The organism is Nonomuraea purpurea (genome assembly GCF_042650645.1).
Taxonomy (GTDB): Bacteria; Actinomycetota; Actinomycetes; order Streptosporangiales; family Streptosporangiaceae; genus Nonomuraea; species Nonomuraea purpurea.
The window spans coordinates 128,500-154,377 of record NZ_JBHSBI010000009.1; the positions used below are offsets into that span (position 1 = coordinate 128,500).

27 protein-coding genes, 3 tRNA genes and 1 pseudogene are annotated in these 25,878 nt (G+C 67.8%); 12 read left to right on the top strand and 19 right to left on the bottom strand.

Annotation, left to right across the window (positions count from 1 at the left end):
* The first annotated feature begins 69 nt into the window (after window positions 1–69).
* Window positions 70–765: a DUF6348 family protein gene (locus ACFOY2_RS19295; RefSeq protein WP_379529440.1), complete on the top strand. Its 696-nt coding sequence runs from the start codon at window positions 70–72 to the stop codon at window positions 763–765.
* Window positions 766–785: 20 nt separating this feature from the next.
* Here the strand turns inward: ACFOY2_RS19295 and ftrA are convergent, their stop codons facing one another.
* Window positions 786–1,754 carry a transcriptional regulator FtrA gene (ftrA, locus tag ACFOY2_RS19300; RefSeq protein ID WP_379529441.1) on the bottom strand — a complete coding sequence of 323 codons (969 nt, stop codon included), beginning with the start codon at window positions 1,752–1,754 and terminating at the stop codon, window positions 786–788.
* A gap of 95 nt (window positions 1,755–1,849) precedes the next feature.
* On the opposite strand from ftrA, the gene ACFOY2_RS19305 reads away from it, so the two are divergent.
* Window positions 1,850–2,308 (top strand): rhodanese-like domain-containing protein, encoded by a 459-nt coding sequence (locus ACFOY2_RS19305; RefSeq protein WP_379529442.1) that lies wholly within the window; start codon window positions 1,850–1,852, stop codon window positions 2,306–2,308.
* A gap of 97 nt (window positions 2,309–2,405) precedes the next feature.
* Window positions 2,406–3,467 (top strand): LacI family DNA-binding transcriptional regulator, encoded by a 1,062-nt coding sequence (locus tag ACFOY2_RS19310; protein WP_449290136.1) that lies wholly within the window; start codon window positions 2,406–2,408, stop codon window positions 3,465–3,467.
* Here the strand turns inward: ACFOY2_RS19310 and arfA are convergent.
* Window positions 3,454–4,947 carry an arabinosylfuranosidase ArfA gene (gene arfA / locus ACFOY2_RS19315; protein WP_379529443.1) on the bottom strand — a complete coding sequence of 498 codons (1,494 nt, stop codon included), beginning with the start codon at window positions 4,945–4,947 and terminating at the stop codon, window positions 3,454–3,456. The genes ACFOY2_RS19310 and arfA overlap by 14 nt on opposite strands.
* A 253-nt stretch (window positions 4,948–5,200) precedes the next feature.
* Here arfA and ACFOY2_RS19320 point away from each other — a divergent pair, with 253 nt between their 5' ends.
* Genes ACFOY2_RS19320 through ACFOY2_RS19330 form a run of 3 tightly spaced genes read left to right on the top strand, consistent with a single transcriptional unit; the run spans window position 5,201 to window position 8,282 of the window.
* Window positions 5,201–6,532 (top strand): extracellular solute-binding protein, encoded by a 1,332-nt coding sequence (locus ACFOY2_RS19320; RefSeq protein WP_379529444.1) that lies wholly within the window; start codon window positions 5,201–5,203, stop codon window positions 6,530–6,532.
* On the top strand, window positions 6,532–7,452 hold the full coding sequence (locus ACFOY2_RS19325) for a carbohydrate ABC transporter permease (RefSeq protein WP_379529445.1): 921 nt from the start codon (window positions 6,532–6,534) through the stop codon (window positions 7,450–7,452). Before ACFOY2_RS19320 ends, ACFOY2_RS19325 begins: the two co-directional genes overlap by 1 nt.
* Window positions 7,449–8,282: a carbohydrate ABC transporter permease gene (locus tag ACFOY2_RS19330; protein ID WP_379529446.1), complete on the top strand. Its 834-nt coding sequence runs from the start codon at window positions 7,449–7,451 to the stop codon at window positions 8,280–8,282. The genes ACFOY2_RS19325 and ACFOY2_RS19330 overlap by 4 nt, the downstream gene beginning before the upstream one ends.
* 89 nt (window positions 8,283–8,371) lie before the next feature.
* Here ACFOY2_RS19330 and ACFOY2_RS19335 read toward each other — a convergent pair whose 3' ends face one another.
* On the bottom strand, window positions 8,372–9,172 hold the full coding sequence (locus ACFOY2_RS19335; RefSeq protein WP_379529447.1) for a hypothetical protein: 801 nt from the start codon (window positions 9,170–9,172) through the stop codon (window positions 8,372–8,374).
* Window positions 9,173–9,338: 166 nt separating this feature from the next.
* A complete protein-coding gene (locus tag ACFOY2_RS19340; RefSeq protein WP_379529448.1) occupies window positions 9,339–9,929 on the bottom strand; it encodes a hypothetical protein in 591 nt (196 codons plus the stop codon).
* Window positions 9,930–10,217: 288 nt separating this feature from the next.
* On the opposite strand from ACFOY2_RS19340, the gene ACFOY2_RS19345 reads away from it, so the two are divergent.
* Both ACFOY2_RS19345 and ACFOY2_RS19350 read left to right on the top strand, forming a co-directional pair.
* On the top strand, window positions 10,218–10,631 hold the full coding sequence (locus ACFOY2_RS19345; RefSeq protein WP_379529449.1) for a YciI family protein: 414 nt from the start codon (window positions 10,218–10,220) through the stop codon (window positions 10,629–10,631).
* A gap of 43 nt (window positions 10,632–10,674) precedes the next feature.
* Entirely contained in the window at window positions 10,675–11,913 is a 1,239-nt protein-coding gene (locus ACFOY2_RS19350) for an RNA polymerase sigma factor (protein WP_379529450.1), read from the top strand.
* A 437-nt stretch (window positions 11,914–12,350) separates the two neighbouring features.
* Here the strand turns inward: ACFOY2_RS19350 and ACFOY2_RS19355 are convergent, their stop codons facing one another.
* The 4 genes and pseudogenes from ACFOY2_RS19355 to ACFOY2_RS19370 all read right to left on the bottom strand — a co-directional run.
* On the bottom strand, window positions 12,351–14,564 hold the full coding sequence (locus ACFOY2_RS19355) for an SUKH-4 family immunity protein (RefSeq protein WP_379529451.1): 2,214 nt from the start codon (window positions 14,562–14,564) through the stop codon (window positions 12,351–12,353).
* 139 nt (window positions 14,565–14,703) lie between these two features.
* Window positions 14,704–15,237: an NUDIX domain-containing protein gene (locus ACFOY2_RS19360; RefSeq protein WP_379529452.1), complete on the bottom strand. Its 534-nt coding sequence runs from the start codon at window positions 15,235–15,237 to the stop codon at window positions 14,704–14,706.
* A complete protein-coding gene (locus ACFOY2_RS19365) occupies window positions 15,224–16,144 on the bottom strand; it encodes a hypothetical protein (protein WP_379529636.1) in 921 nt (306 codons plus the stop codon). Before ACFOY2_RS19365 ends, ACFOY2_RS19360 begins: the two co-directional genes overlap by 14 nt.
* Window positions 16,145–16,273: 129 nt before the next feature.
* A pseudogene (locus tag ACFOY2_RS19370) lies at window positions 16,274–16,642 on the bottom strand (helix-turn-helix domain-containing protein); the annotation flags it as partial.
* A gap of 182 nt (window positions 16,643–16,824) precedes the next feature.
* Here ACFOY2_RS19370 and ACFOY2_RS19375 point away from each other — a divergent pair.
* A complete protein-coding gene (locus ACFOY2_RS19375; RefSeq protein ID WP_379529453.1) occupies window positions 16,825–17,280 on the top strand; it encodes a hypothetical protein in 456 nt (151 codons plus the stop codon).
* A gap of 109 nt (window positions 17,281–17,389) precedes the next feature.
* Window positions 17,390–17,911 (top strand): hypothetical protein, encoded by a 522-nt coding sequence (locus tag ACFOY2_RS19380; protein WP_379529454.1) that lies wholly within the window; start codon window positions 17,390–17,392, stop codon window positions 17,909–17,911.
* Window positions 17,912–18,113: 202 nt separating this feature from the next.
* Here ACFOY2_RS19380 and ACFOY2_RS19385 read toward each other — a convergent pair whose 3' ends face one another.
* Complete coding sequence (locus tag ACFOY2_RS19385) at window positions 18,114–18,599, bottom strand: YxiG-like protein (RefSeq protein ID WP_379529455.1); 486 nt, start codon at window positions 18,597–18,599, stop codon at window positions 18,114–18,116.
* A gap of 10 nt (window positions 18,600–18,609) precedes the next feature.
* Window positions 18,610–19,389, bottom strand: a complete 780-nt coding sequence (locus ACFOY2_RS19390) for a hypothetical protein (protein WP_379529456.1) — start codon at window positions 19,387–19,389, stop codon at window positions 18,610–18,612.
* A 922-nt stretch (window positions 19,390–20,311) separates the two neighbouring features.
* Here ACFOY2_RS19390 and ACFOY2_RS19395 point away from each other — a divergent pair.
* Together ACFOY2_RS19395 and ACFOY2_RS19400 are read left to right on the top strand one after the other, a co-directional pair.
* Window positions 20,312–20,827: a hypothetical protein gene (locus tag ACFOY2_RS19395; protein WP_379529457.1), complete on the top strand. Its 516-nt coding sequence runs from the start codon at window positions 20,312–20,314 to the stop codon at window positions 20,825–20,827.
* Between the two features lie 804 nt (window positions 20,828–21,631).
* Entirely contained in the window at window positions 21,632–21,799 is a 168-nt protein-coding gene (locus tag ACFOY2_RS19400; RefSeq protein WP_379529458.1) for a hypothetical protein, read from the top strand.
* Window positions 21,800–22,020: 221 nt separating this feature from the next.
* On the opposite strand, the gene ACFOY2_RS19405 is transcribed toward ACFOY2_RS19400, so the two are convergent.
* The 9 genes from ACFOY2_RS19405 to ACFOY2_RS19445 all read right to left on the bottom strand — a co-directional run bounded on the left by ACFOY2_RS19405 (window position 22,021) and on the right by ACFOY2_RS19445 (window position 25,838).
* Window positions 22,021–22,215, bottom strand: coding sequence for a hypothetical protein (locus tag ACFOY2_RS19405; RefSeq protein ID WP_379529459.1), 195 nt, complete (start codon window positions 22,213–22,215; stop codon window positions 22,021–22,023).
* A 395-nt stretch (window positions 22,216–22,610) separates the two neighbouring features.
* On the bottom strand, window positions 22,611–22,883 hold the full coding sequence (locus ACFOY2_RS19410; protein ID WP_379529460.1) for a hypothetical protein: 273 nt from the start codon (window positions 22,881–22,883) through the stop codon (window positions 22,611–22,613).
* Window positions 22,884–23,024: 141 nt separating this feature from the next.
* Window positions 23,025–23,630 (bottom strand): DUF5753 domain-containing protein, encoded by a 606-nt coding sequence (locus tag ACFOY2_RS19415; RefSeq protein WP_379529461.1) that lies wholly within the window; start codon window positions 23,628–23,630, stop codon window positions 23,025–23,027.
* A complete protein-coding gene (locus ACFOY2_RS19420; RefSeq protein WP_379529462.1) occupies window positions 23,546–23,881 on the bottom strand; it encodes a helix-turn-helix domain-containing protein in 336 nt (111 codons plus the stop codon). Before ACFOY2_RS19420 ends, ACFOY2_RS19415 begins: the two co-directional genes overlap by 85 nt.
* Before the next feature lie 13 nt (window positions 23,882–23,894).
* On the bottom strand, window positions 23,895–24,413 hold the full coding sequence (locus ACFOY2_RS19425; RefSeq protein WP_379529463.1) for a DUF6879 family protein: 519 nt from the start codon (window positions 24,411–24,413) through the stop codon (window positions 23,895–23,897).
* 499 nt (window positions 24,414–24,912) lie between these two features.
* Window positions 24,913–24,987: transfer RNA gene (locus tag ACFOY2_RS19430), tRNA-Val, on the bottom strand.
* Between the two features lies 1 nt (window position 24,988).
* Window positions 24,989–25,062 (bottom strand) — tRNA-Cys (locus tag ACFOY2_RS19435).
* Window positions 25,063–25,088: 26 nt separating this feature from the next.
* Window positions 25,089–25,160: transfer RNA gene (locus tag ACFOY2_RS19440), tRNA-Gly, on the bottom strand.
* A gap of 42 nt (window positions 25,161–25,202) precedes the next feature.
* Window positions 25,203–25,838 (bottom strand): ACT domain-containing protein, encoded by a 636-nt coding sequence (locus tag ACFOY2_RS19445; RefSeq protein WP_379529464.1) that lies wholly within the window; start codon window positions 25,836–25,838, stop codon window positions 25,203–25,205.
* Window positions 25,839–25,878: the final 40 nt, after the last annotated feature.

Sequence of the window (25,878 nt, forward strand, 5' to 3'; positions counted from 1 at the left end):
GTGGGACTTGGGGTGGTCTCGACCGGTTGGGGCAGAGTCGCACGGTCGGGTTGATGAGAGGGGCTGGGGATGGGCGAGGAACGGCTGGGCGACGACGCTCTGCTGGGGAGGGTCGCGGGCAGACTGGCGACGGCCACGGGCTGGGCGTGGCAGGTCGAGGGCGACAGGGTCACAGGGCCGGGGACGGTGGCGGTGGCGCTGGGCGACGATCACACCGCAAGCGCCGACCACGTCGATCTCGACTTCGTGCTCAACGTGGACCGGCCCGAGGACACCACCATCGCCGACTGCGTCGTGGGGTACGGCGGCACCACCGAGGAGGTCGCGGACCGGGCCGTCGGGATATGGCTGGACACCACCGGGAGCGCGGTGCTGGAGTTGCTGACGCAGGAGGGGCGCTTCGCCGGCCATTTCGGCTCGCAGGATCCGGACGGGTTCCCCGGGTGGCACGCCATCCACGGCGGCATCGTCGGATGGGGGACCGGTGACCACCACGACCTGGTGCAGGACTGGGCCGTGCGGCACGTGCTGCTGCCGCACCTGGCTCCGGCGCTGAAGGAGACGTTCGAGCGCGATCAGCTGGTGGGCCTCAAGGCGTTCTTCGGCGGGGGTGACGGACGCGAGATCGCCGAGATCAGGGTCAACGGCGTCCGCCACGAGGCGGGCTCGCGGGCGCTGGCCGAGCTGGAGTGGCCACGGCCCGAGGACGGCATGTCGTACGCGCGCACGTTCGTCCTGCTCGTGCACGACGAGGGCGGTGAATGACCGGGGGAGATGTGGTCAGGTCAGCGGCCGAACGCCTTGCGGTAGGCGGACGGAGAGGTGCGCATGGAGCGGCTGAAGTGGTGACGGAAGGTCACCGGGCTTTCGAAACCGACGGCGGCCCCGACCTTCTCGACCGGCACCGTGGACGACTCCAGCAGGGGCAGGCTGGCCGCGATCCGCTGCGTGATCACCCAGCGCAGCGGGCTTGTTCCCGTCCTGCGGTTGAAATGCCGGACGAAGCCGCGCTGTGACATCCCGGCGACACGGGCCAGCGTGGCCACCGTGATCGGCTGGGAGAGATTGGCCAACGCCCATGCCATCGCCCTCGCCACGGCGTCGTCGTCCTTGACGGGGGCGACCGCGGCCTCGACGAACTGCGCTTGGCCTCCCTCACGGTGCGGCGGCACGACCAGCCTCCTGGCCACCGTGTTGGCCACGCCCGGGCCATGGTCCCGGCGGACCAGGTGGATCAGCAGGTCGATGCCGGCCGCGCTGCCCGCGCTCGTCAGAACGTCGCCGTTGTCCACGTACAGCACGCCGGGATCGACCCTGACCTGAGGAAAGCGTTCCTGCAGCAGCTCGGCGTACCTCCAGTGCGTGGTGGCCGGCCGGCCGTCCAGGAGCCCGGCCGCCGCGAGGGCGAAGGCCCCCGAACAGATCGACACGATGCGGGCGCCGCGCTCGTGTGCTCGTCGCAACGCGCCCACGAGCGCGGGAGAGACCTCGGCGCGGACGTCCGGCACGCCAGGGACGATCACCGTCCGCGTCTCGGCGAACGTGTCCAGCCCGTGCGTCGCCTGGACGGTGAAGCCGCCGACCGCCCGCAACGGACCGCCGTGCTCGGCGCACACCACGAGGTCGTACCACGGGACGTCCAGCTCCGGCCGAGGCAGCCCGAAAACCTCGACGACGCACCCCAGCTCGAAGGGGCTCATGCCGTCGAAGGCCAGGACCGAGACGGTGCGGTTGCCGTCATAGCGCTGGAGCATGGCTGGATATTAGCGGTATTGGGCATTCAGGCCACTCGTGAGGGCGTGGGGGAGGGCGGCACCATCGGGGAAACGAGTTGGAGGGAGTCCCGACCATGTCCGCTGTTCTCGCTACCGCGGCCGCCGACCCGGCCGCCGCCGTCGCTCATTTCTCGGCCCGTCTGGTGTTCGAGACGGATGTGTCCGATGTCCACGCCGATCTCGCCGCGGGCGACCCGCGCATCGTGGTGGTCGACTCGCGCAGCGTGGAGAGCTGGCGTCAGGGCCACATCGACGGTGCGCTTCACCTGCCCACGGCGGAGATCGCCGCCAGGGCGCCATCGGTCGTCCCCCGCGACGTGACCGTGGTGACGTACTGCTGGGGGCCCGCGTGCAATGGCGCGACGCGGGCGGCGCTGGAGTTCGCCAAGCTCGGCTATCGCGTCAAGGAGATGATCGGCGGCTTCGAGTACTGGGCGCGCGAGGGCTTTGCCGTCGTGACCGTCTCCGGTGTGGACAGACGCCCCGCCGACCCGCTGACGGCTCCCGTCCACGCCATCGCCTGCGGCTGCTGAGCGGGAAGACGTCCCCCGGCGTTTCCCCTGGCCCCACGTTCGCCGGCGCGCTCGTCCCCTCAGCCTGTTAGCGTTATCGCTTAGGGGGTGAGGCGGGGTGAGATCCAAGTCCGGCAGACCTGCGGTGCTCATGGATGTCGCCATGCTCGCCGGCGTCTCGGCCATGACGGTCTCCCGTGTGCTCAACGCGCCCGACATGGTACGCGCCGAGACCAGGGCCCGGGTGCTGGCCGCCGTGCGCGAGCTCGACTACCGGCCCAACCAGGCCGCGCGCCAGCTCGTCACCGGCCGCTCCGGCGTGCTCGGCGTAGTCAGCATCGACACCACGCTCTACGGCCCCGCCACCACGCTCTACTGGATCGAGCAGGCCGCCAGGCACGCCGGCTACAACGTCAGCATCGCCAGCCTCAGCTCCCTCAACCGGGGGTCGATGGAGGAGGGCGTGGAGCGGCTGCGCGCCCAGGCCGTGGCCGGCGTGATCATCGTGGCGCCGCACGAGTCGGCCGCCGACGGGCTGCGCAACCTGTCGCCCGAGATGCCCGTCGTCGCGGTCGACGCCGGCGACGACATCCCCGTGCCCGTGGCCAAGGTCGACCAGCGGGCGGGTGCGATACGGGCGACCAAACACCTGCTCAGCCTCGGCCACGAGACGGTCTGGCACGTGGCGGGGCCCGCCGACTGGCTCGACGCCAACGGCCGCATCGAGGGCTGGCGCGGCGTGCTGGAGGAGGCGGGCCGGCCGGTGCCCGAGATCCTGCGCGGCGACTGGAGCTCGCGCTCCGGCTACGAGCTCGGCCGCAGGCTGGCCGCCGAGCCCGAGGTCGGCGCGGTGTTCGTGGCCAACGACCAGATGGCGCTCGGCGTGCTGCGGGCGCTGCGCGAGGCCGGTCGGCGGGTGCCCGAGGACGTGAGCGTGGTGGGGTTCGACGACATCCCCGAGTCGGCCTACTTCTGGCCGCCGCTGACGACCGTGCGCCAGGATTTCGGCGAGGTCGGCAGACTGGCCTTCCGGCTGCTGCTGGACCGGATGGAGGGGGCCGGGCCCGACGCGCGGCGGCTGGTGGAGCCCGAACTGGTCGTCAGGGAGAGCACGGGTGCCGCCCCCAGGCCAGGAGGAACCCGGGGGCGGCAGTCTCGGAAGGGCGCTAGGCCAGCCTGATCACGTTCCACGAGACCGGCGGCAGCAGCACGCGCATCGGGTCGTGCTCGACGTTCTCGTTCGGGCGGGGCGCGATGCGGTCCGGGTCGTCGGCCGTGTTGCGCGCGTACACGTCGGTGTCGCTCAGCGTGGTCGCCTCGACGATGCGCGCGCCGCCGAGCGCCCGCGCGTCGATCTCCAGCGACAGCGGCTCGTCGGTCGAGCGGTTCACGGCGAACAGCGTCGTGCCGCCCTCCTCCGAGTGCGTGGCCACCGCGTGCACCAGCGCGACCTCGCCGTACTGTGCCGTCTCGTACGCGGGCGAGACCGGTTCGACCCGCAGCACGTCGCCCGCCGCGAGCCGGGAGGCCTGCGCGAACGGGTGGAACGTGCTCTGCCGCCAGGCCCGCCCGCCGGGCTCGGTCATGATCGGCGCGATGACGTTGACGAGCTGGGCCAGGGACGCGGCCGTCACCCGGTCGCTGTTGCGCAGCAGGGTGATCAGCAGGCCGCCGAACGCCACCGCGTCCGCCAGGTGGTAGTGGTCTTCGAGCAGGCGCGGCGCGACCGGCCAGTCGGTACGCGGGTCGTTGTCCTGGCCGCGTGAGATGTACCAGATGTTCCACTCGTCGAAGGAGATGTCGATCTTCTTGCGGGACTTCAGCTTGGCCCCGACGTGGTCGGCGGTGGCGACGACCGAGGAGATGAAGTACTCCATGTTGGTCGAGCTGGCCAGGAAGCTGCCCAGGTCGCCGTCCTTCTCCTCGTAGTAGGCGTGGCAGGAGATGAAGTCGACCACGTCGTAGGTCTCCTCCAGCACCGTGGCCTCCCAGGCGCCGAAGGTGGCGATGCCGGAGCCGGAACTGCCGCAGGCGACCAGTTCGAGCGAGGGGTCCACCATGCGCATGGCGCGGGCGGTCTCGGCGGCCAGGCGGCCGTACTCGCTCGCGGTCTTGTGGCCGATCTGCCAGGGGCCGTCCATCTCGTTGCCCAGGCACCACATCTTGATGCCGTGCGGCTCCTTGGCGCCATTGGCCGCGCGCTGGTCGGCCAGGGCCGTGCCGGACGGGTGGTTGCAGTACTCCAGCAGGTCGAGCGCCTCCTCGATGCCGCGGGTGCCGAGGTTGATCGCCATCATCGGCTCCACGCCTGCCTTGCGGCACCAGCGGACGAACTCATCGACGCCGACCTCGTTCGTCTCCGTGCTGTGCCAGGCCAGGTCGAGGCGGCGCGGGCGCCGGGCGAGCGGGCCGACGCCGTCCTCCCAGCGGTAGCCGGAGACGAAGTTGCCGCCGGGGTAGCGGACGGTGGAGATCCCCAGCTCGCGCGTCAGGTCGAGCACGTCGCGGCGGAAGCCGTCGTCGTCCGCCGTGGGGTGGTCCGGCTCGTAGATGCCGGTGTAGACGCAACGCCCCAGGTGTTCGATGAACGTGCCGAAGGTGCGACGGCTGACCGGGGCCACCTTGAACGCGGGATCGAGGGTGAGTTTTGCCTGATGCACGGAGATGGCTCCTGATTTCGGGGGCGTTACGTGATCCAGATTGTTAGCGATAACAAGGGAGGGGGTCAAGGGGTGCGGGGTCGCGCCGGACGGTTCGGGACCGCCCGTGCCGGGCCCTTGACAGCCCTGGTGTTACCGCTAACACTCGGGTAACTGCCGGGTCCGGGCGGTCCGCTTCTTCGCCGCGGCGCCCGGCCGCCCTCCGATGTCAGCGAGAAACATGGCCAGGCAACAGCGGTAGGAAGAGGCCATCGTGCAAGCTCCCCCCGACATCTCCCGCCGGAACCTTCTTGGTGGTGGCCTCGCCCTGGTCGGCGCCACCGCCACAGGCTGCGCCATCCCCGTGGGATTCGGCTCCTCCCAGACGCGCGTCCGATACTGGCACTTCCTCACCGCCAGCGACGGCAGCATCATGAACCAGATGGTCAAGGCGTTCGCCAAGGACAACCCCGACATCTTCGTCGAGGAGAACGTGCTCGCCTGGGGCGAGCCGTACTACACGAAGATCGCCATGGCGGGCGCCGGAGGCCGCTCGCCCGACCTGGCCACCTTCCATCTGGCCCGGCTGGCCGGAATCGGCGCCGGAGACATCCTCGACCCCATCGACCTCGACCTGCTGGCACAGACGGGCCTGCGGGCCGCCGACTTCAGCCCGCCGATCTGGGAACGGGCGCACCTCGACGGCGTGCTGTACGCCATCCCGCTCGACGCCCACCCGATGGTGCAGTACTACAACACCGACATCTGCGGCAAAGCCGGACTCCTCGGCCCGGACGGCAAACTGCGGCCCACCAAGGGCGTGGACGAACTGCTCGCCGCCCTGAACAAGGCCAAAGCCGTCATGGGCGGCAGACCCCCGCTGGCCTGCGACACGCTCGGCCTGGGCACGGTCGGCCCGTGGCGCGTGTGGTGGACGCTCTACTCGCAGACCGGCGGCACGCTGCTGTCCGACGGCGGCACGAAGATCACGATCGACGACACCAAGGCGCTCGACGCGCTGCGGCTCATGCACCGGCTCGCGCGGGAGGGGCTGAGCGACACGCGCACCGACTACAGCGCCTCCGTCGCCAGCTTCACCAACGGCCTGGCGGCCTTCCTGTGGAACGGCGACTGGGAGACCACCGGCCTCAAGGAGCGGGGGACGCCGTTCAGCATCACCCGCTTCCCCAGCGTCTTCGGCGGCTGGTCCGCCCAGGCCGACTGCCACGCCTTCGTCCTGCCGCACCAGCGCTCCCGCGACCCCGAGGTCGAACGCGCCACCTACCGGTTCATCGCCTCCCTCGTGCGGCACAGCGCCGACTGGGCCGTGGCCGGCCACGTGCCCGCCTACCTGCCGACCCTCCAAGAGCCCGAGTACCTCGCGCTGCAGCCCCAATCGGAATACCGCTCGGTCGTCACCGACGTCGCGCTCGATCCGCAGGTGTGGTTCGCCGGCTCGGCCTCGCGGTTGTGGATCGAGATCGGCGACGCGTTCTCGCCGGTCATGACCGGCCAGCGGACCCCCGAAGAGGGGCTGGCCGCCGCCAAACGCGGGCTGAACCGCCTGCTGTCCGCCCCGAACCCCTTCCCGGAAGAGGAGGGCTGATGGCTACCACCGTCGCGGCGCCCACGACCGCCGCCCCCGTCGCCGAGCCCAAGGTCCGGCGGAGCTGGACGCAGCACGGGCTGCTGTTCGTGGCCCCGTTCCTGCTGATCTACGTGATCTTCCTGGTCTGGCCGACGCTGCTCGGCCTGCGGATGAGCCTGTCGAGCGTCAACATCGCCGGCGGCAACGACCACTTCGTCGGATTCGACAACTACGCCGAGGCGTTCGCCGACCCGCGCATGTGGCGCTCGCTGTGGAACACGCTCGTCTTCACCGTCCTGAGCACGATCCCGCTGGTGCTGCTCGGGCTCCTCTTCGCGCTGCTGGTGCACCACCTGCGCTTCGTTCAGTGGTTGTGGCGGCTGTCGTTCTTCGGGCCGTTCCTGCTGCCGTCGGCCGTCGTGTCGGTCCTCTGGCTGCAGATGATCTACCCGCCCGACTACGGTCTGCTCAACGGCACGCTCGGCACCAAGACCCTCTGGCTCGGCGACCCGTCCGTCGCCATGTGGTCGGTGGTGCTGACCACGGTCTGGTGGACGGTGGGCTTCAACTTCCTGCTCTACCTGGCCGCGCTGCAGTCGATCCCGCACCACCTGTACGAGGCCGCCGCCATCGACGGCGCCTCCGCCTGGGACCGGCTGCGCTCCATCACACTGCCCATGCTCCGCCGGACCACCGCGCTCATCGTCGTGCTCCAGCTCGTGGCCTCACTGAAGGTCTTCGACCAGATCTACCTCATGACCGGCGGCGGCCCCGAGGACGCCACCAGGCCGATCATCGAGTACGCCTACGACGTCGGCTTCACCGGTTACCGCGTCGGCTACGCCTCGGCCGTGTCGTACATCCTCTTCGTCCTGATCGTCATCGTCTCCCTGGCGCAGCTCCGGCTGTTCCGCAAGCGCGAGGAGGAGGTCTCATGACCAAGCGATTCGGTTTCAGCCAGATCGTCCTGCTGCTGGCCGCGCTGGTGCTGGCCGTCATCTGGCTGGCCCCCATCGCCTGGGCCGTGGCCACCTCGCTCAAGCCGGAGGCCGAGACCACGGTCGTACCGCTCCAGTGGTTCGGCAGCGAGATCACCTTCGACTCCTACGCGCTGGTGCTCGGAACCGGCGGAATCGTCAAATGGGCGATCAACTCCACCGTCACCGCCGTGATCGTGACGTTCATGACCGTGCTGTTCTCGGCGATGGCGGCCTACGGGTTCGCGCGCACCCAGTTCAAGGGGCAGCGAGTGCTGCTCGGGGTGATCCTGGCCGGGATCATGGTGCCGCCGCAGGTGCTCGTCGCGCCGCTGTTCGCCGAGATGGTCAGCTTCGGCCTGATCGACACGTGGTGGGCCGTCATCCTGCCGCAGGTGGCCGCGCCGCTGATCGTCTACATTCTGTTCAAGTTCTTCCAGGACGTGCCGCCCGAGCTGGAACAGGCGGCTTTCGTGGACGGGGCGGGCCGGTGGCGGGTGTTCTTCACCATCGTGCTGCCGCTGTCCCGTCCCGTGCTCGCGGCCGTGTCGATCTTCACCTTCATCAACACCTGGAACAACTTCCTCTGGCCGTTCCTGGTCTCCACCGACCCGAACACGATGACGCTGCCCGTCGGGCTCGCGAACGTCGTGCAGGGCACCTTCGGCCTGCGGTACGCGCAGATCATGGCCTCGGTGGTGCTCGCCGGGTTGCCGCTGCTGGTTGTGTTCGTGCTGTTCCAGCGGCAGATCATCCGGGGAGTCGCCCACACCGGCCTGGCCGGCCAGTGACGTTCCTCCAGAAGGATCGCCGCCTTCATGACACGGAAACGCCCCGGTGGTCCGTGGTGACAGTTCGCGACGGGATCGCGGTCGTCACCTCATCGTCTGGCGGCCGGCTGCACGATGTCGGGACCTCCGGTGTGCGGCGTTGGAAAGTACCCAGGGTGCGGCTCCGGCAGCGCCGCCACACACGACGCGGAACATGCATTCACCAGGAACGGCAGCACGTCGGTGCCGATGCGGCGAGAGATCCAGACCTGGTGAAGCTCACCTTGGACCGGCCCGTCGCAGATGCTGCAGGTCCGCACCGCGTCGGCGCCCCACACGCCCGGGTCGAGCGCTGCGAAGTCTGCCTCTCCTGCGCCGGTCACCGGCCGCAGCTTCGGAAACGGTGGCCGGAACTTGAAATTGCCGTAGAGGACGCGGGTGCTCACCGTGCTGTCGGCCAACTTGGCGCATCTGGTCAGCTCATACGGATACCAATGCAGTCTGTGGGAGGTGTAGGGCTCGAAGACCTCAAGGCTCGTCATGGCCCCGATCTCGGGCGGGATGCGAACCAGATTTGTGCCGTAGAGCACCAGATGCTTGACAGCCGTCAGCTTCGCGATCGCCGGCGGTAGCGTGACAATCTGCCGCCGCTCGGGCGCGCTCAGATCCACGAACGGCTTGAATACCGTCCGTCCATCCGCAACCGCCTCGTCGATCAGCGCAAGTAGATGCCGCCAGCCCGCCGCCTCGGTGTCCTGCCGGTCCCCGTGGAAGGAGACGGCCGCAGGCCGGGTCGCGACCGAGTGGCCGACGCACCCGCAACGATCGCGGGCAGGCCCGCCCGCACCGGGTCCGACCGCATCCGCAAAACGGTTGGGAAACAGCTGCGGCATGATCTCGTCTGGCCCCATGGGCGGAGCCTACCGGGACCTCATCGACCTGACACGCCCGCGCGTCGGCACGTCCGGGTGCCGACTCGATCCGCTTACCATGACACCCCATAGCGCGCGGCCGGCGGTAACCGTCTCTGGCTTGCGCGCCAGGCAGCGGGAACCGCCATCAAGTCGGGCGATCGAGTTACCCGAACTCCTCATCGCCGGCGAGCTCGACATTGCCGGGAGTCACGTCGATGACGCCGTCACCACCAGGGCGGCGAAGCTGGTAGCCGACGAGCTCGCTCGTCCGGAGGTTGACCTTCGCCGTGGCCACCACCAACTCGGTGCCGGCCAGTTCGCCGGCAAGGACACGGACCCGCACGCCCGGCATGAAGCCAGAGGCGCCGTCGAGCGGCGCGGCAATCGGATCACGCCAGTGCGGTACCGTCCGGCGCGACTCCACAAGCAGTTCCATCGGGTGATGGTATTCGTCGGTGCCTTCCCTGACGTCGAACCCGGCCGCGTTCAGGATCGCCGCAATCGCATCGTTCATGGCCTCGATCGCGGTGCCCCGGTATTCCAGCGAAGGATGCCGCTCGTCGCCTCGATAGGCGCCTCGGCGGAGCGCGGCCATGCCGGCTGCCGTCAGCTTCCGGCCCGGTTTCCAGCTCACCCACACGCCTTCGTCGACTTCGATCTGAACGCCGCCGTGGCTGCCTTCGGGGCCGAGCACAGGGAGCCCGACGTTGGTCAGCTCATCCCGGATCGACTCCACAAGATCGTCATCTGACACGGACCCACCGTATGCCAAGCGTCGTGCCCGAGACTCCCCGATCGTCCAATCCTCAACCGTGGTCGCACCGGGGTACATCCGCTCATCGGCAGAGGCGTTGATCACGAGAAACAACGTTCACCGCAGCAGGTCACCCCGCCGCGCGACCTGGGCATGTTCCGCGTCCCGTGACCAGCGCACATCGGCGACGTGCGTTGGGCGACTCCCGGCACGTCCCGAACTCCCGGATAGTGTCGACATCGGCAGGTCCGCACCGACGTCCCAGTTGAGCGACGGAGCGGCCGTCGCATGAGACGAGAGCTGAAGGCCATGAAGTACGTGATCCTGATCCACTCCAATCCGCAGCCGTGGGGGCACCCCACCGGCGACTACCTTGCTGCCTACCAGGAGTTGCCCGATGGCGTGCGCGAGCGGCTGAACGCCGAGTTCGAGCAGGTGATGTCCGAACTGCAGGCCAACGGCGAACTGCTCGGCGGAGAGGCACTCGGCGACCCCGCGGCCGCACGACTGTACCGGTGGCAGGACGGCAACCCGCTGGCGAGCGACGGCCCATACTCGGAGGCCAAGGAGCATCTGGCTGGGTTCTTCCGCATCGACGTCGAGAGCCAGGCCCGCGCAGAAGAGGTCGCCGCGAAGTTCGCCGGCCCCGAAGAGACGGTGGAGCTGCGGCCGGCGATGTGGCCGGGCGGCGACGACCAATAGCGATCTCAGGCAGGTCGTAATGGTGCGGGGGATACTCGCGGACGTGTGGCGTCGGGAGGCGCCACACGTCCGCGGCGCGCTTGTGCGGAGGTACGGCGACCTCGGCGACTGCGAGGACGCGGTCCAGGAAGCTGCGGAGGCCGCTGCTTCTCAATGGCCCATCGGTGGGGTTCCCGACAATCCGAGGGCGTGGCTGATCAGAGTCGCCTCGCGGCGCCTGATCGACCGGGCGCGGGCCGACTCGGCCCGCGCCCGCCGCGAGGCGCTGGAAGGGGCACGACAGCCGGATGACGCCGGCTTGGCGCCTGGAGCGGACGAGGATCCCGCAACTGAGGTCGACGACACGCTCCGGTTGTTCTTCCTGTGTTGTCATCCTGCGCTGAGCAGGCCGTCACAGGTGGCGCTCAGCCTGCGGGCGGTGGCCGGGTTGAGCGTGGAGCAGATCGCGACCGCCTACCTGGTGCCGGTCCGCACTATGACCCAGCGCCTCAGCCGCGCCCGCGCGACGCTGCGTGGCGCAGGCGCCCGGTTCGCGATGCCGTCGGACAAGGAACTGCCGGCCCGGGTGGCAGCTGTGCTCGACGTCTGCCACCTGGTGTTCACCGAGGGCTACACGCGCACCTCCGGCGGGACCCTGGTCGACGTCGAACTCGCCGAGGAGGCGATCCGGCTCACCCGTCAGGTGCACGTTGCACTGCCCGACCACGACGAGGTGTCCGGCGCGTTGGCGCTGATGCTGCTCACGCACGCGCGGCTGCCGGCGCGGACCGACTCTGCCGGTGATCTGGTGCCGCTCGCCGAGCAGGACCGCTCCCGCTGGCGGAGCGACCTGATCGCCGAGGGTGTCGCGCTGTTGGCGCAGACACTGCCGCGGGGGCACGTCGGCCGTTACCAAATCCAGGCGGCGATCGCCGCGGTGCACGCGGAGGCATCAACCTACCAGGCCACCGACTGGATGCAGATCAGTGTGCTGTACGACATGCTGAGCCGAGTTGCCTTCGGCCCGACTGTGACGCTCAACCATGCCGTCGCCGTTGCGATGGCCCACGGCCCGACGACCGGCTTGGCCCTGCTCGATCCGCTGCTGACCGATCCCGCGATGCAGCGGCATCACCGGCTGCATGCCGTACGCGCCCATCTGCTGGAACTGAACGGCGACGTGGAGGCCGCGGCCGAACATTACCTACGGGCCGCGCAGCTGACGACGAGCCTGCCGGAGCAGCGCTACCTCAACCGGCGACTGAGCCGGCTAGCGGCCCGTCACGCAACCTTGGATGGGTAACTGGTCCAGCTTGGATGGGTGAACTGGCGGCGAAACTGGTCTTCGGCTGGGCACGGGCGTTGCGCCGGCGGATGTAGGCGCCGATCGCCGTAATAGCGCGGTGGTTTGGTCGGGAGTGAGGGTTCCGGCGTCGAAGATGAATGTCAGGAGGTCGTCCCATGGGCCGTGGGGCGCCACCCAGTCCACGCACACCAGCAATGGCCGGAGGTCAGGATCGGTCATCGTGTGCCGAGGACCTCGCCAACCTCGACGGCATGCGGCTGGCCTTCATCATCGGCGCGGTGCTGTCCGTGGTGGTGGTCGTCACCGCCTTGCTCCTGCCGGCCCGAGCGGACAACGCCGGCGAGCTGGAGGAACCGAGCCGATGAAAACCGGCGTGACGGGCGGGTCGTAGCCATGTGGGGCCGATGTCGGCAGCATCCACGTACTGACGGTGACTACGTCAGCAGTGTGTAGTCGAGCAGGGTCACCGGCCAGAGCCGGTCGTCGCCCGCCATCGTCTGCGGCTCGTAGGTGTGCAGTTCCAGCACGAGGTCCTCGGCGCACCAGTACGCCGCGTCGAAGTGCGAGCCCTCGTCACACCACAACCTGCGCTCTCGGTGAATCACATACGCGAAGTACGCGTACGACTCGATGCTCCGGTGGGCCACGAGGGCGCTCTCCAGCCCTTCGGGAACCTCGTAGACCAGGCCGGTGCCACCGTCCAGCAAGAGGCACCAGGTGTGCAGGTCGTCGAGCATGAACACGGTGCCGAGGTCTCCGGGCAGGCCGACGCAGGCGCGCAGTTCCCGCAGATTCTCCTCGCTCCACCACTCGGTGACGGGCTTGACCTGGAAAGGGCCATCCTGGAACACCCCGTTCACCGACAGGCCGATCTCGGCCAGGAAACGGCGGGTGGGCTCGTGGGTGATGGCGGGATGGATCTCGTCCGGGCTCAGTCGGGTGACGCCTGCCTCGCCGTACAGGCTCTCCAGCAGGTCGCGCGTGAGTGTGATCGGGGGCCGCACGAGCGGCAGCGGCGCGATGGGCTCGACGGCACCGGCCAGGCGTTCGTGCCCGGCCAGGTGCCGGCGTACGTACTCGGGAGGGGACAACTCCGACGAGTTCGGCCATCCGCGCGTGACGGCCACCAGGCCGCGATGTGCCTCGGGGGACGGGGGCCCGCCCAGCGCGGGCAGGGCCGCGGCGTAGGCGGGCAGGTCGGGTTCGGCGAGCGGCAGGTGGGCGACGGCCTCCGCCACACCGCGGGCGGCTGTTTCCGGATCGTCGCGGTGGAGGCCGCAGTGGAGCAACCGCCAGAGGTAAGGGGCGATCGGGGCGCGGGCGAGGGCGAGCGTGCCGACGGCCGCGCGGGCCGCCGGGGACAGGGTCTCCAGCCAGGCGGAGGCCACCCGCTCCGCGATGGGCAGATCAGGCCGCGTGTCCGCGCCCTGGACCCGGGCGGCGAAGGCGGCCAGCACGGGTGACGGGTAGACCTGGTCCGCGGTGAAGGGAGTGTGCCCGGTGCTGCTGGCCGTGTACCACTCGGCGAACGCGTCACGGTCGGTGCAACGCGAATCGTCCAGGTTCAGTGCGAAGTACGGAGTGTCGCCCGATAGGGCGGCGGCATCAGGGAGCTCCACGAGGAGGCGTACCCGGGGGTCGTCGGCCAGCGGCCGGACCAACTCCGCGAGCAGCCGCTCCGGGTCGGCACCATGGTGCGGGTCGGCGAGTGTGATGAGCACCGGCCGGTCGAGCGCGGCCAGCAGTCCGGCCGGATCGGTGACTGAGCGATCGAGCCCGAGTTGCCGGGCCAACTCGCTCACGGACGTTTCGACGTCCATGTCACGCAGCCAGACGGCGGCTTCCGAATCGTCCGGATAACCCGACCACCCCTGAACGGAGGAGCGGCTGAACCAGGCCAGCATCCAGGTCTTCCCCGCGGCGGCCGAGCCGGTGACCGCGCACACGCGCGGGCCGAACGGGTCCTCGCGCCAGCGCACCAGCGCCTCGGCGGCGGGCGCGCGACCCCCGGTGACGTCGCGGCGGATGCCCCGATCGGGCCGGCGTTCCAGCCAGGCGGGCCGGTCACCATCGAGGTAGTCAGGAACCCCGGGAACGGAGTCCAGCCTTCGGACGATCACCCGGGTACGCCCGACGACGACCGCGTGGAAGTCCGTCATCTGCGCCGCGGTCGCGGCCCACTTCTCCCGCACCTCGCTCACGCAGGGCCGGTCCTTGTGCCGGATCAGTCGCATGTCGTGACCGCCGTGCTCGCCGGAGAGGTCGCGCAGATGCTCGAAGAACACGCGCTGGGCCTTCCGCATCACCCGGACGTGGTCACGCAGCAACTCGGCGTCAGGCCCTTCGCCCAGCTCGGCAACCACCTCGTCAAGGAGATCAAGCCGCAGGTCAGGCCAGGGCAGGCCGACGGCGCGAAAGGCACCGGAGAGGTCTTGGGGGAGGTGGGTGGGAAGCTTCATGATCTCGGCGACCCTAGCATCCGACCCGTATTCCGGTTTGTCGTGCGTACAGGGTGCCGGCGACAGCCAGGCCATCCCGGCGCAGCCCCGGATCATGTCCCTGGCGGGGAACGACCCGATGGCCTCCAGAAGCCGGGTGTGGTCGATGCGGTCGAACGCCGCCGCCAGGTCCGCATCCAGTACCCACATCCGTTTCGCCAGCTTCTGACTGGTGGCCTGGAAGATGGACTGGATCGCGTCTTGGCAGCTCCGGCCTCGCCGGCCAGTGACGTTCCTCCAGAAGGATCGCCGCCTTTGTGGCACGGAAACGTCCCGGTGGAGGGCAGGGCTATGGGGTGGGGTGGCCGTTGTGAAGGTAAGCCACGGTGCCGCTCTCGGCTGCGGTGATGGCCGCGCTCAGGCGTGCCCACACGTAGGGGCGGAGTCGCTGCCGGGCGTGGGCGGGAGTGCAGAACTCGAAGGCGGCCAACTCGGTGTCGGTGATGCGCAGGGCGGTGGTTTGGTCGGGAGTGAGGGTTCCGGCGTCGAAGATGAATGTCAGGAGGTCGTCCCATGGGCCGTGGGGCGCCACCCAGTCCACGCACACCAACGCCATACGTTCGGGGAGGCGCAGGCCGAGTTCTTCGGCGAGTTCGCGGCGTAGCGCGTCGATGGGTGGTTCGTTGGCTTCGACCATGCCGCCGGGGGTGTCCCAGTCGGGTTTGTAGGTGGGGTCCACGAGCAGGACGCGGCCGTCGCGGTCGCGGATCAGCGCATCGGCGGCGACCCGTTTACGCGCCTGGCGGGCGTTGCCTTCGGCGAGGCGCGCGTGCCACGCGGCGGGATCACGCTCATACAACGGCCGGAGGTCAGGATCGGTCATCGTGTGCCTTTGGTGGTGTCTCGGTGAGCCACTGATACCACCAGGCGCGTTGTCGCAATGCCTCGGTCAGAGACTCAACGACGGTGCACGCGATGGGGGCGGTGTGGGGTGTCAAGAGCGCGCGGAGTTCGCGAAGCTGCTGAATCACCAGGTATGAGCCCAGCGTTTGGGTGGAGTGGATCACGTCGGTGGCGACAGCGCACGCCTGGTCCAGCTTCCCCTGACCGATAAGAGCGCTGGCCAGAGTGAGATTCCCGAACGCGCGAGAGCGGATACGACCGGCGGGGCGCAGCTCCAGGACACGCTCGGCGTAGCGTTGGGCCGCCGGGAGGTCGCCGAGCTGCCGCATGCAGCGGGCGGCATCGCAGGCCAGCGCTCCCTGATCAAAGGAGGACACCCACGGCGACGGGGCTTCATGGTGGGTTTCCTGTAGTGCTGTCTCGGCGCGGGCCAGCAGCGCCCGCGTCTCCCGTGGCCGGCCGAGGGTGGCTTGGCATCGGGCCTGTGTGGCCAACAGTTTCGCCTTCAGATCAGGGTTACGCGGCCCGGCGGCCAGTGCCCGCTCCGCCGCCTGAGCCACGCCGATCGCCTCTTCGGGACGTGCCTCATGGTGGGCCAGGTGCGCGACGCTGTTCAGCACGTGAATACCGAGATGCCGATCTGGCCCGACCGTGGACAGATCCCACGCCCGGTGAAAGTGCCGCCGGGCGTCCTCGTCGCGTCCGGCCTCGTGTGCCATCCACCCCGCCATCTCGGTCAACGCGGCAGCCGCGGTGAACGCCCTCGCCCCTTCACCGCCAAACAGGCGTGGGGCCACCTGGTCGCGCAGATAGGCCGTGACGGTGGCGTACAGGTACGTGCCCCCGATTCGGGCGTCCATGACCCGCCATCCCTTCATCACCGCCATGTCATCACCAGCCGGTCCCCCAGGCAACACCCCCACCGGCACCGGCACTGGAACCGGGGCAGGGGATTGGGCGTGGGCTGGTGGGTGGGCAGTGCGTTGCTTCGGTACCTGAAACCACAACAGCGTCGGAGGGATGTCAAGCAGTCGCGCCCACTGAGTCAGTTTGCCGAGGTCGCTCATCGGCGGACCGTTCTCGATCCGGGAGAGTTGGGGTTGCGTGATGCCCACCCACGCCGCCACGGTCTCCTGCCGGAGTGGGCGGCCGTGATGCGGGTGAGCCCGATAGGCGGCGATCACTCGCCCCATATGCCATCTGCCCAGCGCCGCTCGCACACCGGGGTGGTCCCAGAACTCCGGCGGCACACTCGGCGGCCCCTCGGGTACACCGCCGGTGCTGCGCGCGCCGGTGGTGCAGGCCGCGCACCGCTCCGTGGCGTTGTCCCGCGAAAGCCTCGTTGTGTCGCATGCCCGGCAGCGTCGAGCATTCGTGTCCGTCATCTGGGATCACCGCCACATCGGATACGTAAATCCCTGCGCGTCGAATGTAACCACGCGCTCACGCTGCGAATCCAGATATGAGTCTGAGCGCATATCCATATGCCCTATTAATCATGGCCGCACGCCAGCGCCGCCGGTCACCGTGGGAGCACGCCCAGCCGACCAGTACGGAGGCAGCAACAGTGACCGCACACCTTGAACCATCGGAGCCGATGATCGGCGAGGGACAACCGCCGGCCGACGACCGCCCCATTGCCGGGGCCGGTCTGGTCACGCATCCGGGACCGCTGCCCGGACTGGCCCACTCATCGCGACGGTTGGCGGTGGGGTACGTGTGGCTTCGGTCCGACATCGACGCCGCCGACAGCGACCAGCTTGCAGCCCGGTTGTCGGCGTTCGCGGCCCGGTCCGGGCTGCACCTGGTCGACATCTACACCGACCGGCACCCGTTCCGCCGGTCGGCGTTCGGTGCCCTGCTCCAAGCTCTGTGCAGCCCCGACGTAAACGCCGTGGTGGTCCCCGCACCTGATCACTTCTCGGAGTTCAACGGCGTCTACCAGGCCATGCGCGCCCTGATCGAACTGGAAACCGGCGCAGATGTCCTGGTGATGTCCCAGACCACCGAGGCCACACCATGACCGCGCCACCGGTCTTGAATGCGGTCCACGACCGGCGCTTTTCCGCCCCCGCCCGCTTCCTCCGAGAAGCTGAACCGTTCCTACTCCCCGCCGAAGAGCGGGGAGCGTCGTGACCGGCCGGTTCGCAGCGGTGCCGCCCACTGTGGGCCCAACCTCGGAAGTCACCCTGCTGGCGCTACACACCGCGATCACCATCGGTGCACAAGTCGCGAGGACCGCCGCCCGGCTGTGGGGTATGCCCCACCTCGAACACGTCGCCGAGCAGGTTGCCGCACATTTGATCGCCCGTGCGGTAAAGACCACCGGCCACCCCGACCCGCACCCCCGCTACAGCGAGATAGATCCCGCCGCCCTCGCCGTGGTCGGGGTACGGGTTCACCGCCGCGCCGACGCCCTGATCATCGACGTGTGGGACAGCGACCCCACCCCACCGGACAGCACGCCACTTGACCACCACATGAGCGCCGTGTGCGGCCTGGCCCGCCGCTGGAGTTCGTATCCCGCGCCGTGCGGCGGAAAAGTCGTCTGGGCCGAAATCGCCGCGCCCCGGCCGCACCCGGCCGCGTCCCAACCCAGCGGCAACTTACTCGAAGACCCCACCGGCACCGGCTGCGCCTGCCACGCCGCGTAATCCGATCGGGAGACAGCGACCAAGCGCTTTCCAACCTGCTGAGCACTCGAAGAGGATGACGACGGCGCGGCTACCGACCAGTGTGCGGGCTCGGCGCGGTCACTTAGTGTCGGATCTATGTCAGATCTCAGGACCCGTGCGACAGATCCGGCTCGGGAGGTGGGTGACACTCCGGCTAGATGATCTGTCGTTCTGTTGGTGTCTATTGAATCGGGAATTTGTGGTCTGGTCCCTGTGATTCGTGCGGGAGTTCTTCGATTTGCAGGTCGGAGAAGATCAGGGTGAGGTCGTGCGCGTTGGTTTGGATCCGGACTTCATGGAAGTCGATGCCGATGGCTGCAGCCCAGCCCCGGGCGGTTGGTGAGTCGGCGATGAGCGTGGCTCCCGGGTAGAGCACCTGCCAGTTGACTCCCCAGACGTATCCGTCGAGGTCGGCGCCGGTTTCGTAGGTGATGAGCCGGTCATCGAGAGACTCGCGCCAAGTGCCGGCCGGCACGGTTGTGGCGCAATTGGCCTGCACGCAGTGGCGGAACAGGTAGCGCAGCGTCGTTGGCGCGATCCCGGTTCCGGGGTCGGCGGTCGCGTGGATCACGAGTTGGTAGTCGCGCATGTAGTCCACGAAGCCGTGCTGGAGCAAGGCTTGGTCGAAGATCTCATCCAGGGCCTGTTGCAGCTTCACCGGATCCATGAACGGAGTTCTACCCGCCCGATGTGATCTTCTGTTGGTGCCGGGGCTTGCGGACTTTGAACCGGGCGATGGGTTTGGTGGTGGTGCGGGCGACCTCGGCGATGAGCTGGTCGGCATGGGTGATGCGGAAGGTCCCGTCGGTGTCTTCGATGGTCACGGTCGCTCCGGCATGGCCGACGCGGATGCGCTGGTCGGCGATGGAGAGTTGGCCGCGGCTGCTGACGCGCCGCTGCACGAGGACCGGTTCTATGGCCGGTTGGAGTTCGGGTCCGGCGGGGCGGGCATCGCGCAGGTGGGTTATCTCGTCGCTGGTGAGCGGGTTGGGCAGGGTGCGCAGCAGCGTGTGCCCATCGGCCAGGTGCAGCACAGCGCCGTCGATGCGGACGGTCAGCCGGTGTCCCGCGAACTGGTAGCCGACCAAGTACTGCCGCCCGCCAAGGGCGACCAGGCCACTGGCATTGATGGTCCGGTTGGCCTCGACCACCTCACCGACGCCGGGGCGGGCCGGCTTGGCCGCAGGCAGGATGCGGGCGCCGCCATCTGCGATCAGTTGCCGCAGGTGCCGAGGCGTGAGCTGGGACGGGACTTTCTTGATCCTTACCCCGGCGGCCAGCAGTTCGACGGTTCCGGCATCGGCCCGCAGCGTGATCGTGACTCCGGCCCGGTGTGTGTCCAGCCAGAGCTGCTGTCCGCAGACGGCCAGGTTGCCCGAAGCGGGTACGACCCGGGTGAACTCGACGGCCAGGTCGACCGGGTCGATCCTGTCGGTCGACATCACCAGCTCCGTCATCTCGGCCTGCACCTGCGTAGCAGCTGAGGTCGTGACCATCGCTGACTTCAGTGCTCACCGTACGGGGCTGGGGCAATTGCTGCCGCAGCCCCTCCTACGTGGGGCTTTGCCGTCGGATGACCGCGGCTGAGATGGCGCGAGAGTTGACGACAGCAGTGACGACAACGTCGGCCACCACGAACACACGAGGCAGTTTCACGCCACTGCTGACCTCGGTCGACAGTACGAGAACCTGGGCAAGATTCCAGTGATTTGCTGCGAGGCTGCTGACGATGTCGACATAATGGATCTATGGGAGGTCGTGCGCGCCGCCGGAACCGGCGGCCTACAGGAGCGCGGCCTCTCGACGCCCTCATCCCAGGCCTAGCCGCGATGGGAGCTGCGGCCGCCGGCTTCGACGAAGCACCTACGCCGTCCCAAGTTGTGTTCATGTTCTTCTCCGGCGGCATGACAAGCTGGATCGCCTGGCGTGCGGCACGGTGGCAATTCGGCGATAAACCGCCACCCAAGCGTGGTGTTGCCCTAAAAAGATTTGACATTCGAGGTAGCGTTGGCCTGCCCGAAAACAAGAGGTTGGCAACACTGGCTGCCTGAAACTCCCTGGCCACAGCTTAGGTTCGAAAAGAAATCCGAACTTCGCCGTCTCGCCATTTAGAACTGACGAATATTTTCTCCAGGTCATGGAGATAGCCAAATGGGTTGGCCGTGATCCGGTCGAGCGTATTCGCCAGCAGATAAGTCCGGTGGAAGCGATTGTCTGCAAATTCCTTGCTGAGGTTCCGCATGGCGCACTCCGGGGCCGATCGACGCACTTGACCACGGCAAGGCGTTCGCTGTCATCCTTGACGACGTTGACCACGTCCAGCAGGCCGCAGCCGGAGGCGGCGGCCGAGACCCCATCAAGCTCGCCACTCAGGAGGCCATGCAGGCTCTGCAGGTCGCTGCGGACGCCCATGTCGGGTCCAAGATGCTGGCCGGGGTCCTGCCCCTGAACAAGGTCACCTTCCCCGCCCTGGGAGGCGCCCCCGGCGACCCGTTCAACGAGCTGGTGGATTACAGCGTGGTCCTGGACAACGCCGACGTTCCTGCCCTCGGCCGGTTCGCCGTCGTCCGGCCCGAGGTCAAGGCGATGATCCTGAAGCACGACAAGTTCATCGCTAGCTCCTACGGCTCAGCCCAGCCGATCCAGAACGGTGTCATCGGCAGCATGGCCGGGTTCACCATTGCCAGCACCCCGCATCTCCCGGCGGGCGTGAACATCATTGCTGGATCGCCCATCGCCACCACCTTCGGTGACCAGCTCGTCAACATCGAGTCCTTCCGGCACCTCACCAAGTTCGGTGACGTGGTGCGTGGTCTGCACGTGGCGGGTGCGAAGGTCATTCGCTCGGAGCGCTGCTCATCGCCACCGAGAGCTGATCAAATTGCGAATGGCTGACATGATGTCGATCATTGCCGCACTGCCCCGAGTTTATTCCTACGGATGACTCGAGGCTTTTTCCTTGAGAAGAAGAGGCCCCGGCCATGAGATAGCCGGGGCGGACCTCAACGACCCTCAGGGTCGGCACGTCCTTTCCTCTTTTCCTTCGTTCTCCTGTGTTGCCCTGTCGCTCTAAGGGCACTTCGTCGGCGTTTCCTGGTGCCGCGCAACGTTGTGTGGTGTCCCACTTTATGTCCCTTTTCGCTGGGCTCGGCCTTTTCTAGGGCAGCACCCGCGTGGGGACCTAGCACCAATTTGGACTTGAAGACCGACAGGAAGCTCCACTCCCACTCGACCGTGCTCCGCCTCGCGACCTCATCATTCGTAGGTCCCAGGAAGACGAAGTAGATCACGACCAGCGGGAGGATGCTCCCGAGACCAATCCCGATTGCGAGATTGGCCATGGGTCGATCTAGCCCCTCATCTCCTCATTCCGGCCCTTCATGGACCTCACCCCCTTCACCAGGTGAGTTCGAGCATACCTTCGTACACACCAGAGCGTGCGCGACTCAGGTGGAATGGGGAGAGCGGTTGAGGGGTCGCTGCGGGCGTCTTCGCCGGCACTCTGCGGCCTACTTGGGTAGCACGGCGTGGAGGAACCCGCACACACGAAGCCGATGCCGACACCAGCGATCGCCTCCCGCCGCGTCTTACTACCTGAGCGAGGAGGAGTGGGACGAGGTTGACGCGTCCACGCCTGAGCCTGAGCCGGTTGCCCCAGCCGTTGAGGAACCGGCCGCCGAGACGGTCACGGAGAACGCGGTGCGGGTCTTCCTGACCACCCCGGCCGGAACCGAGATGCTTCAGGAGATCCTTGCCGTGATGATGGCCGAGCAGGCGCGCCCGGCTCCCAAGCGGCCCGCGAGGTCGCGCAGCAGAGCCAAGAAGGACGCCGGAACGCCGGTGCCAGTCTCTGAGGTCGCGGCCTGACCGTAGTGTTGGGGACCGAGGTCCGCTTCGGACCTCTCTGCCGACCCGGTCGGGAGTGAAGTTGGAGTTCAACCTCTCTTCCGGTCCAGCCGATCGGTACGTCAACGCCTGCGCCGGTATGTGAAATCGGTGACATACACCGAACACGGTCCGGAGCGGTCGCCCCGCCCGGACCCCCTCGGTCCAGGGCGGGGCTTCCTTTCTCTTCTACAAGTCTCCCCTCAGGAGTTGTCCTCGGCCGCCGACTGGTCGGCCACGGACTCCTCCTCGACCTTCACGGCCTCGGCAGGGTCCTCGGCCGCGTCGGGGAAGAGGCGGCCGTTCCGGACAGGATGGCCAGGGGCCTCGCTTCCTGGGGGTCCAGGCGGGTTACCCCCGGCCGTGCCCCCTCCGACCACATACCGGGGGTAGCTCATGCGACCTTCAGGGCCTTGACCTGCGCCTCATCCATGACCCCTCCAGCCCAGATCCAAGGGCCGTGTTTGTGGCCAGCCGCCACAGGGCTGAGCCCATCGAACCCTCCGTCCTTCGCCGCCCCCTGGAACACCTGGTATGCCAGCGCGGAAGTGAAGACGTGCTGAACGGACTTGCACACCAACCCGGTCGTGGATCTCGATGGTGATTTGCTCGCCCTCACGCTGCGGCTTGAACAAGCCCTGGCAGACCTCGTACTTCCAGTCGCACCAGTACTTGGCGCTCATCAGGGCCAATCGCTCGGGGCAGGTCAGGTCGCAGAGCTGGACCTGTGTGGTCCTGCCGACCCGGCGAACGGCCAGGGTGGAATCGAGGGAGGCGGGTGTACTGGGCTCTGTCATGATCGATCATCCTGTGCGTCGTAACCGGGTATGAGGGCGGGTATGCCCACGGGCTGCTCGGCCGGTACCTGGTAAGGCTCGACCTGTGCAGAGGGGACAGACACGTGATAGATGCCGCCGTCCTTGCTGACCGTGACCGTGGCCACCATGTGCCCGCTTCGGTAGACCTCCAGTAGCGCCAGCGCCTCAGGAACCCCCGGGTAGCCGAAGCCCAAGCGGAGGCGGATGAGCTGGAGCGCGAGGTAGGGGATCTTCCGTTCGCGTAGCACAGCGGCGGCGATCCCCAAGAGGTCCGGTGCGGTGTCATCCTCGGCGGCAGGAAGGTGAACGTCCTCTATCGGGCGAACCCTCTCCGTTGCTGTCTGTCCGGTGGCATGACAACGACCGTAGAAGTCAAGCCAGAGCAGGGGCTATGAGATTTCCCGAGATTGCAGCAGGCTCCGTGCGGCATCTATCTCTGCTCGTGCGGCCTGGCCGTAGACGGCTTGCGCCTGCAACAACTTGAAGATCCGCAGGTAGGTCTCTATCTCAATGGGACGCTTGGTGCGGTAGCCCCCGGTCCAGTGCTCGCTGCGCACCAGCGACTCGTCATACATGTAGAAGCCCTCTCCCGGCCAGATGGTGCGCAGCTGGCCGAGAGGGATGATGCCCAACGCCACGTTCGCGAAGCTAGCCGCGCGTTCGACGTAGTCGAGCTGATCCAACATCACCGCGACGCTGCCGCGCTGGGCGTAGAGCGCCCCGGCCTCGATGACCAACGAGAACATGCACTTGCCGGACTCAAGAATGCGCAAGCGGTTCAGCCGCCCTTCGACGGCCTGGTCTATGTCGTCGGTCAGCCCGTGGAATCGGGACCCGTCTTCGATGACGGCCCGCGTGTAGCCCGGTCTCTGAAGGAAGCCGGGAACGGTCTGCGGCTCGTAGGCGCGTATCAGCTTGGACTGTTCGTAGAGCGGCTTGATTCGGTCGCTCTGCTGCTGGAGCCCGGCGCGCTCGCTTGCCGGTACTCCTCCCACATCTCATCGATTTGTCGGTGGGCAGCGATCAGCTCAGGGACTTGGTCCTCGGTGTCGCACGCGCGGCACCAGGCCCGTATGTCGTCCTCGGTGGGATTCTGCCGTCCCAGTTCGATCCGGGAAATCTTGGAGTCGCGCATCCCGGATCGAGCTGAGAGCTGACGGCCGTTGAGATGGGCGTCCAGGCGCAGGCCGCGCAGCCTCTGCCCGAACGCCTTACGGGCGGCTTGGACCTGGTCTTGTTCGGACAAGGGCGGGACGCTGTCAGGCGGGCCGGTAGTCGCGATGCGGGACGGCCAGGTCCCACAGCGCCGAGAATGCGTCAGCGCACTGCTTGACGACGGCGGGGTCTTGGTAGAGCTGGATCTCGGCGCGCTTGTCCGTTCCGTCGAAGACGTTGAACACGACCATCTCGCCGTCGAGCATCCAGAAGTCGTTTCCCGGCAGGCTCAGCGTCGAGGTCAGCCGTCGCGGCACCCAGCGCAGGTCTTCCCCGGCCTCGACCTTGAGCCCATTCGTCGCCTCGAAGCACCACCGCTGGTAGGCTGAGAGAGGTTCCGCCACCACGCACAGACGACGGTACGTCCTCCCCTCGGCAACCCCGGCCCTGACCCGGTCGCACCACGGCTTGAGGACGCGAGGGACCTCCTCCCGGTCGCCCGTTTGCCAATTGGCAAACAGCTCGGCGTCGATGCCGTAGTTGTCCCGCATCTCGACGTGGAGTGCTTCCCGGCTGATGCTGTTGACCAGATCAGCCCGTTCCTTGGGGGAGATCAACTCCATAGTGCTCCCTCACGTACTTCCGGACGAATGCATTCACGGTGCGCTCGGACAGTTCCCCCGAACGTCTCATCTTCCCCGAGCCCGACGAGCTGTGCTCCTACTTGAGGCCCGCGCTTCTTGACCTGGACCACCCACGAGTCCCGGTCCGTCCGGTAGAACGTCTCGCACTCGTTGTCCTGGTTGGAGTCGGGATCCTTGCAGTAGCGCTAACGGAGAGATCGTCCCCACCACCGTAGGATTGCACGAGATTTCGCCCTCCTGGTCTACGCCGTGAGCCCCCCAAGAGTCACGCGAGGGATGCGCAGAGTCAAGACGCCGGTACAACGATCTGACCTGGGGATCTAGCGACTGTGGGAGGGTCAGCACGAAGTCAGCACCTGTGCTGGCATTTACGGCAATCAACCACAAACAACAAGAAGCCCCAGGCTCGCGGTTGTGGCCGTGAGCTGGGGCTTTGTCTTGCGTTTGACCAGGTCAGGCCTGGTCTGCTATAGCAGCCTGGTGGACGATACTGGGATTGAACCAGTGACCTCTTCCGTGTCAGGGAAGCGCTCTCCCGCTGAGCTAATCGTCCTTGGAGGTGGCGACGGGATTTGAACCCGTGTGGACGGCTTTGCAGGCCGCTGCCTCGCCTCTCGGCCACGCCACCGAGTCGAAAATCCTCGAACCCTTCCGAGCGGAAGACGGGATTCGAACCCGCGACCCTCACCTTGGCAAGGTGATGCTCTACCACTGAGCCACTTCCGCGTTGCTGCGTAACTAACTCTAGCGGGTTTTCCGACCAGATCGTCACTTGCGGAGCTGGCGAGCCACGCTGCGTTCGGTGGCGGGCAGGCTGAGGAAGATCTCCAGGATCCTGGTGAGGCGGTGGACCTCGATGCGGTGGAAGGCCGGGCCCTCGGAGCGGGCCAGGAGCAGGGTGAGGGCCAGGGGTGGGAGCGGGGCGTAGATGACGTGCAGGTCGCCTTCGAGGGTCATGGCCGTCGGGCGCGACGGGGTCACGTCCGGGAGGCGCAGGTCCTGCGGGGCGCGCCAGCTCGCGTACACGACGCCGTGCTCGGCGGCCGTGGCGGCCCAGTCGGCGCTGAAAAGGACGGGCAGCGAGTCGATGAGCGTGGTCAGGGCCCTGTCGCCGGCGGTGGTGATGTACTTGAGCACTTCGAGTTCCGGGTAGGTGCCCGGAGCCTCGCGGGTGGTCCAGATGCCCTCGACCGTCACGTCCTCGACGCTCTGCAGGCTTTTCAGCAGGGCCTGCCTGGGCGTGCTCTGCGGCGAGAAGATCGTGATGTCGTCGACGGCCATGCCCTCGCCCCGGTCGAGGACGATCACCTGAGTGATGTCGGCCCCGGCCTCCCCCAGAGCCTTGGTGACCTGGGCCAGGGAGCCCGGTTTGTCGGGCAGCGCGACGCGTACTCGAAGAAGCACTCCATCTCCTTCACTGCAGGTGCCGCTGCTCAGCCTAGCT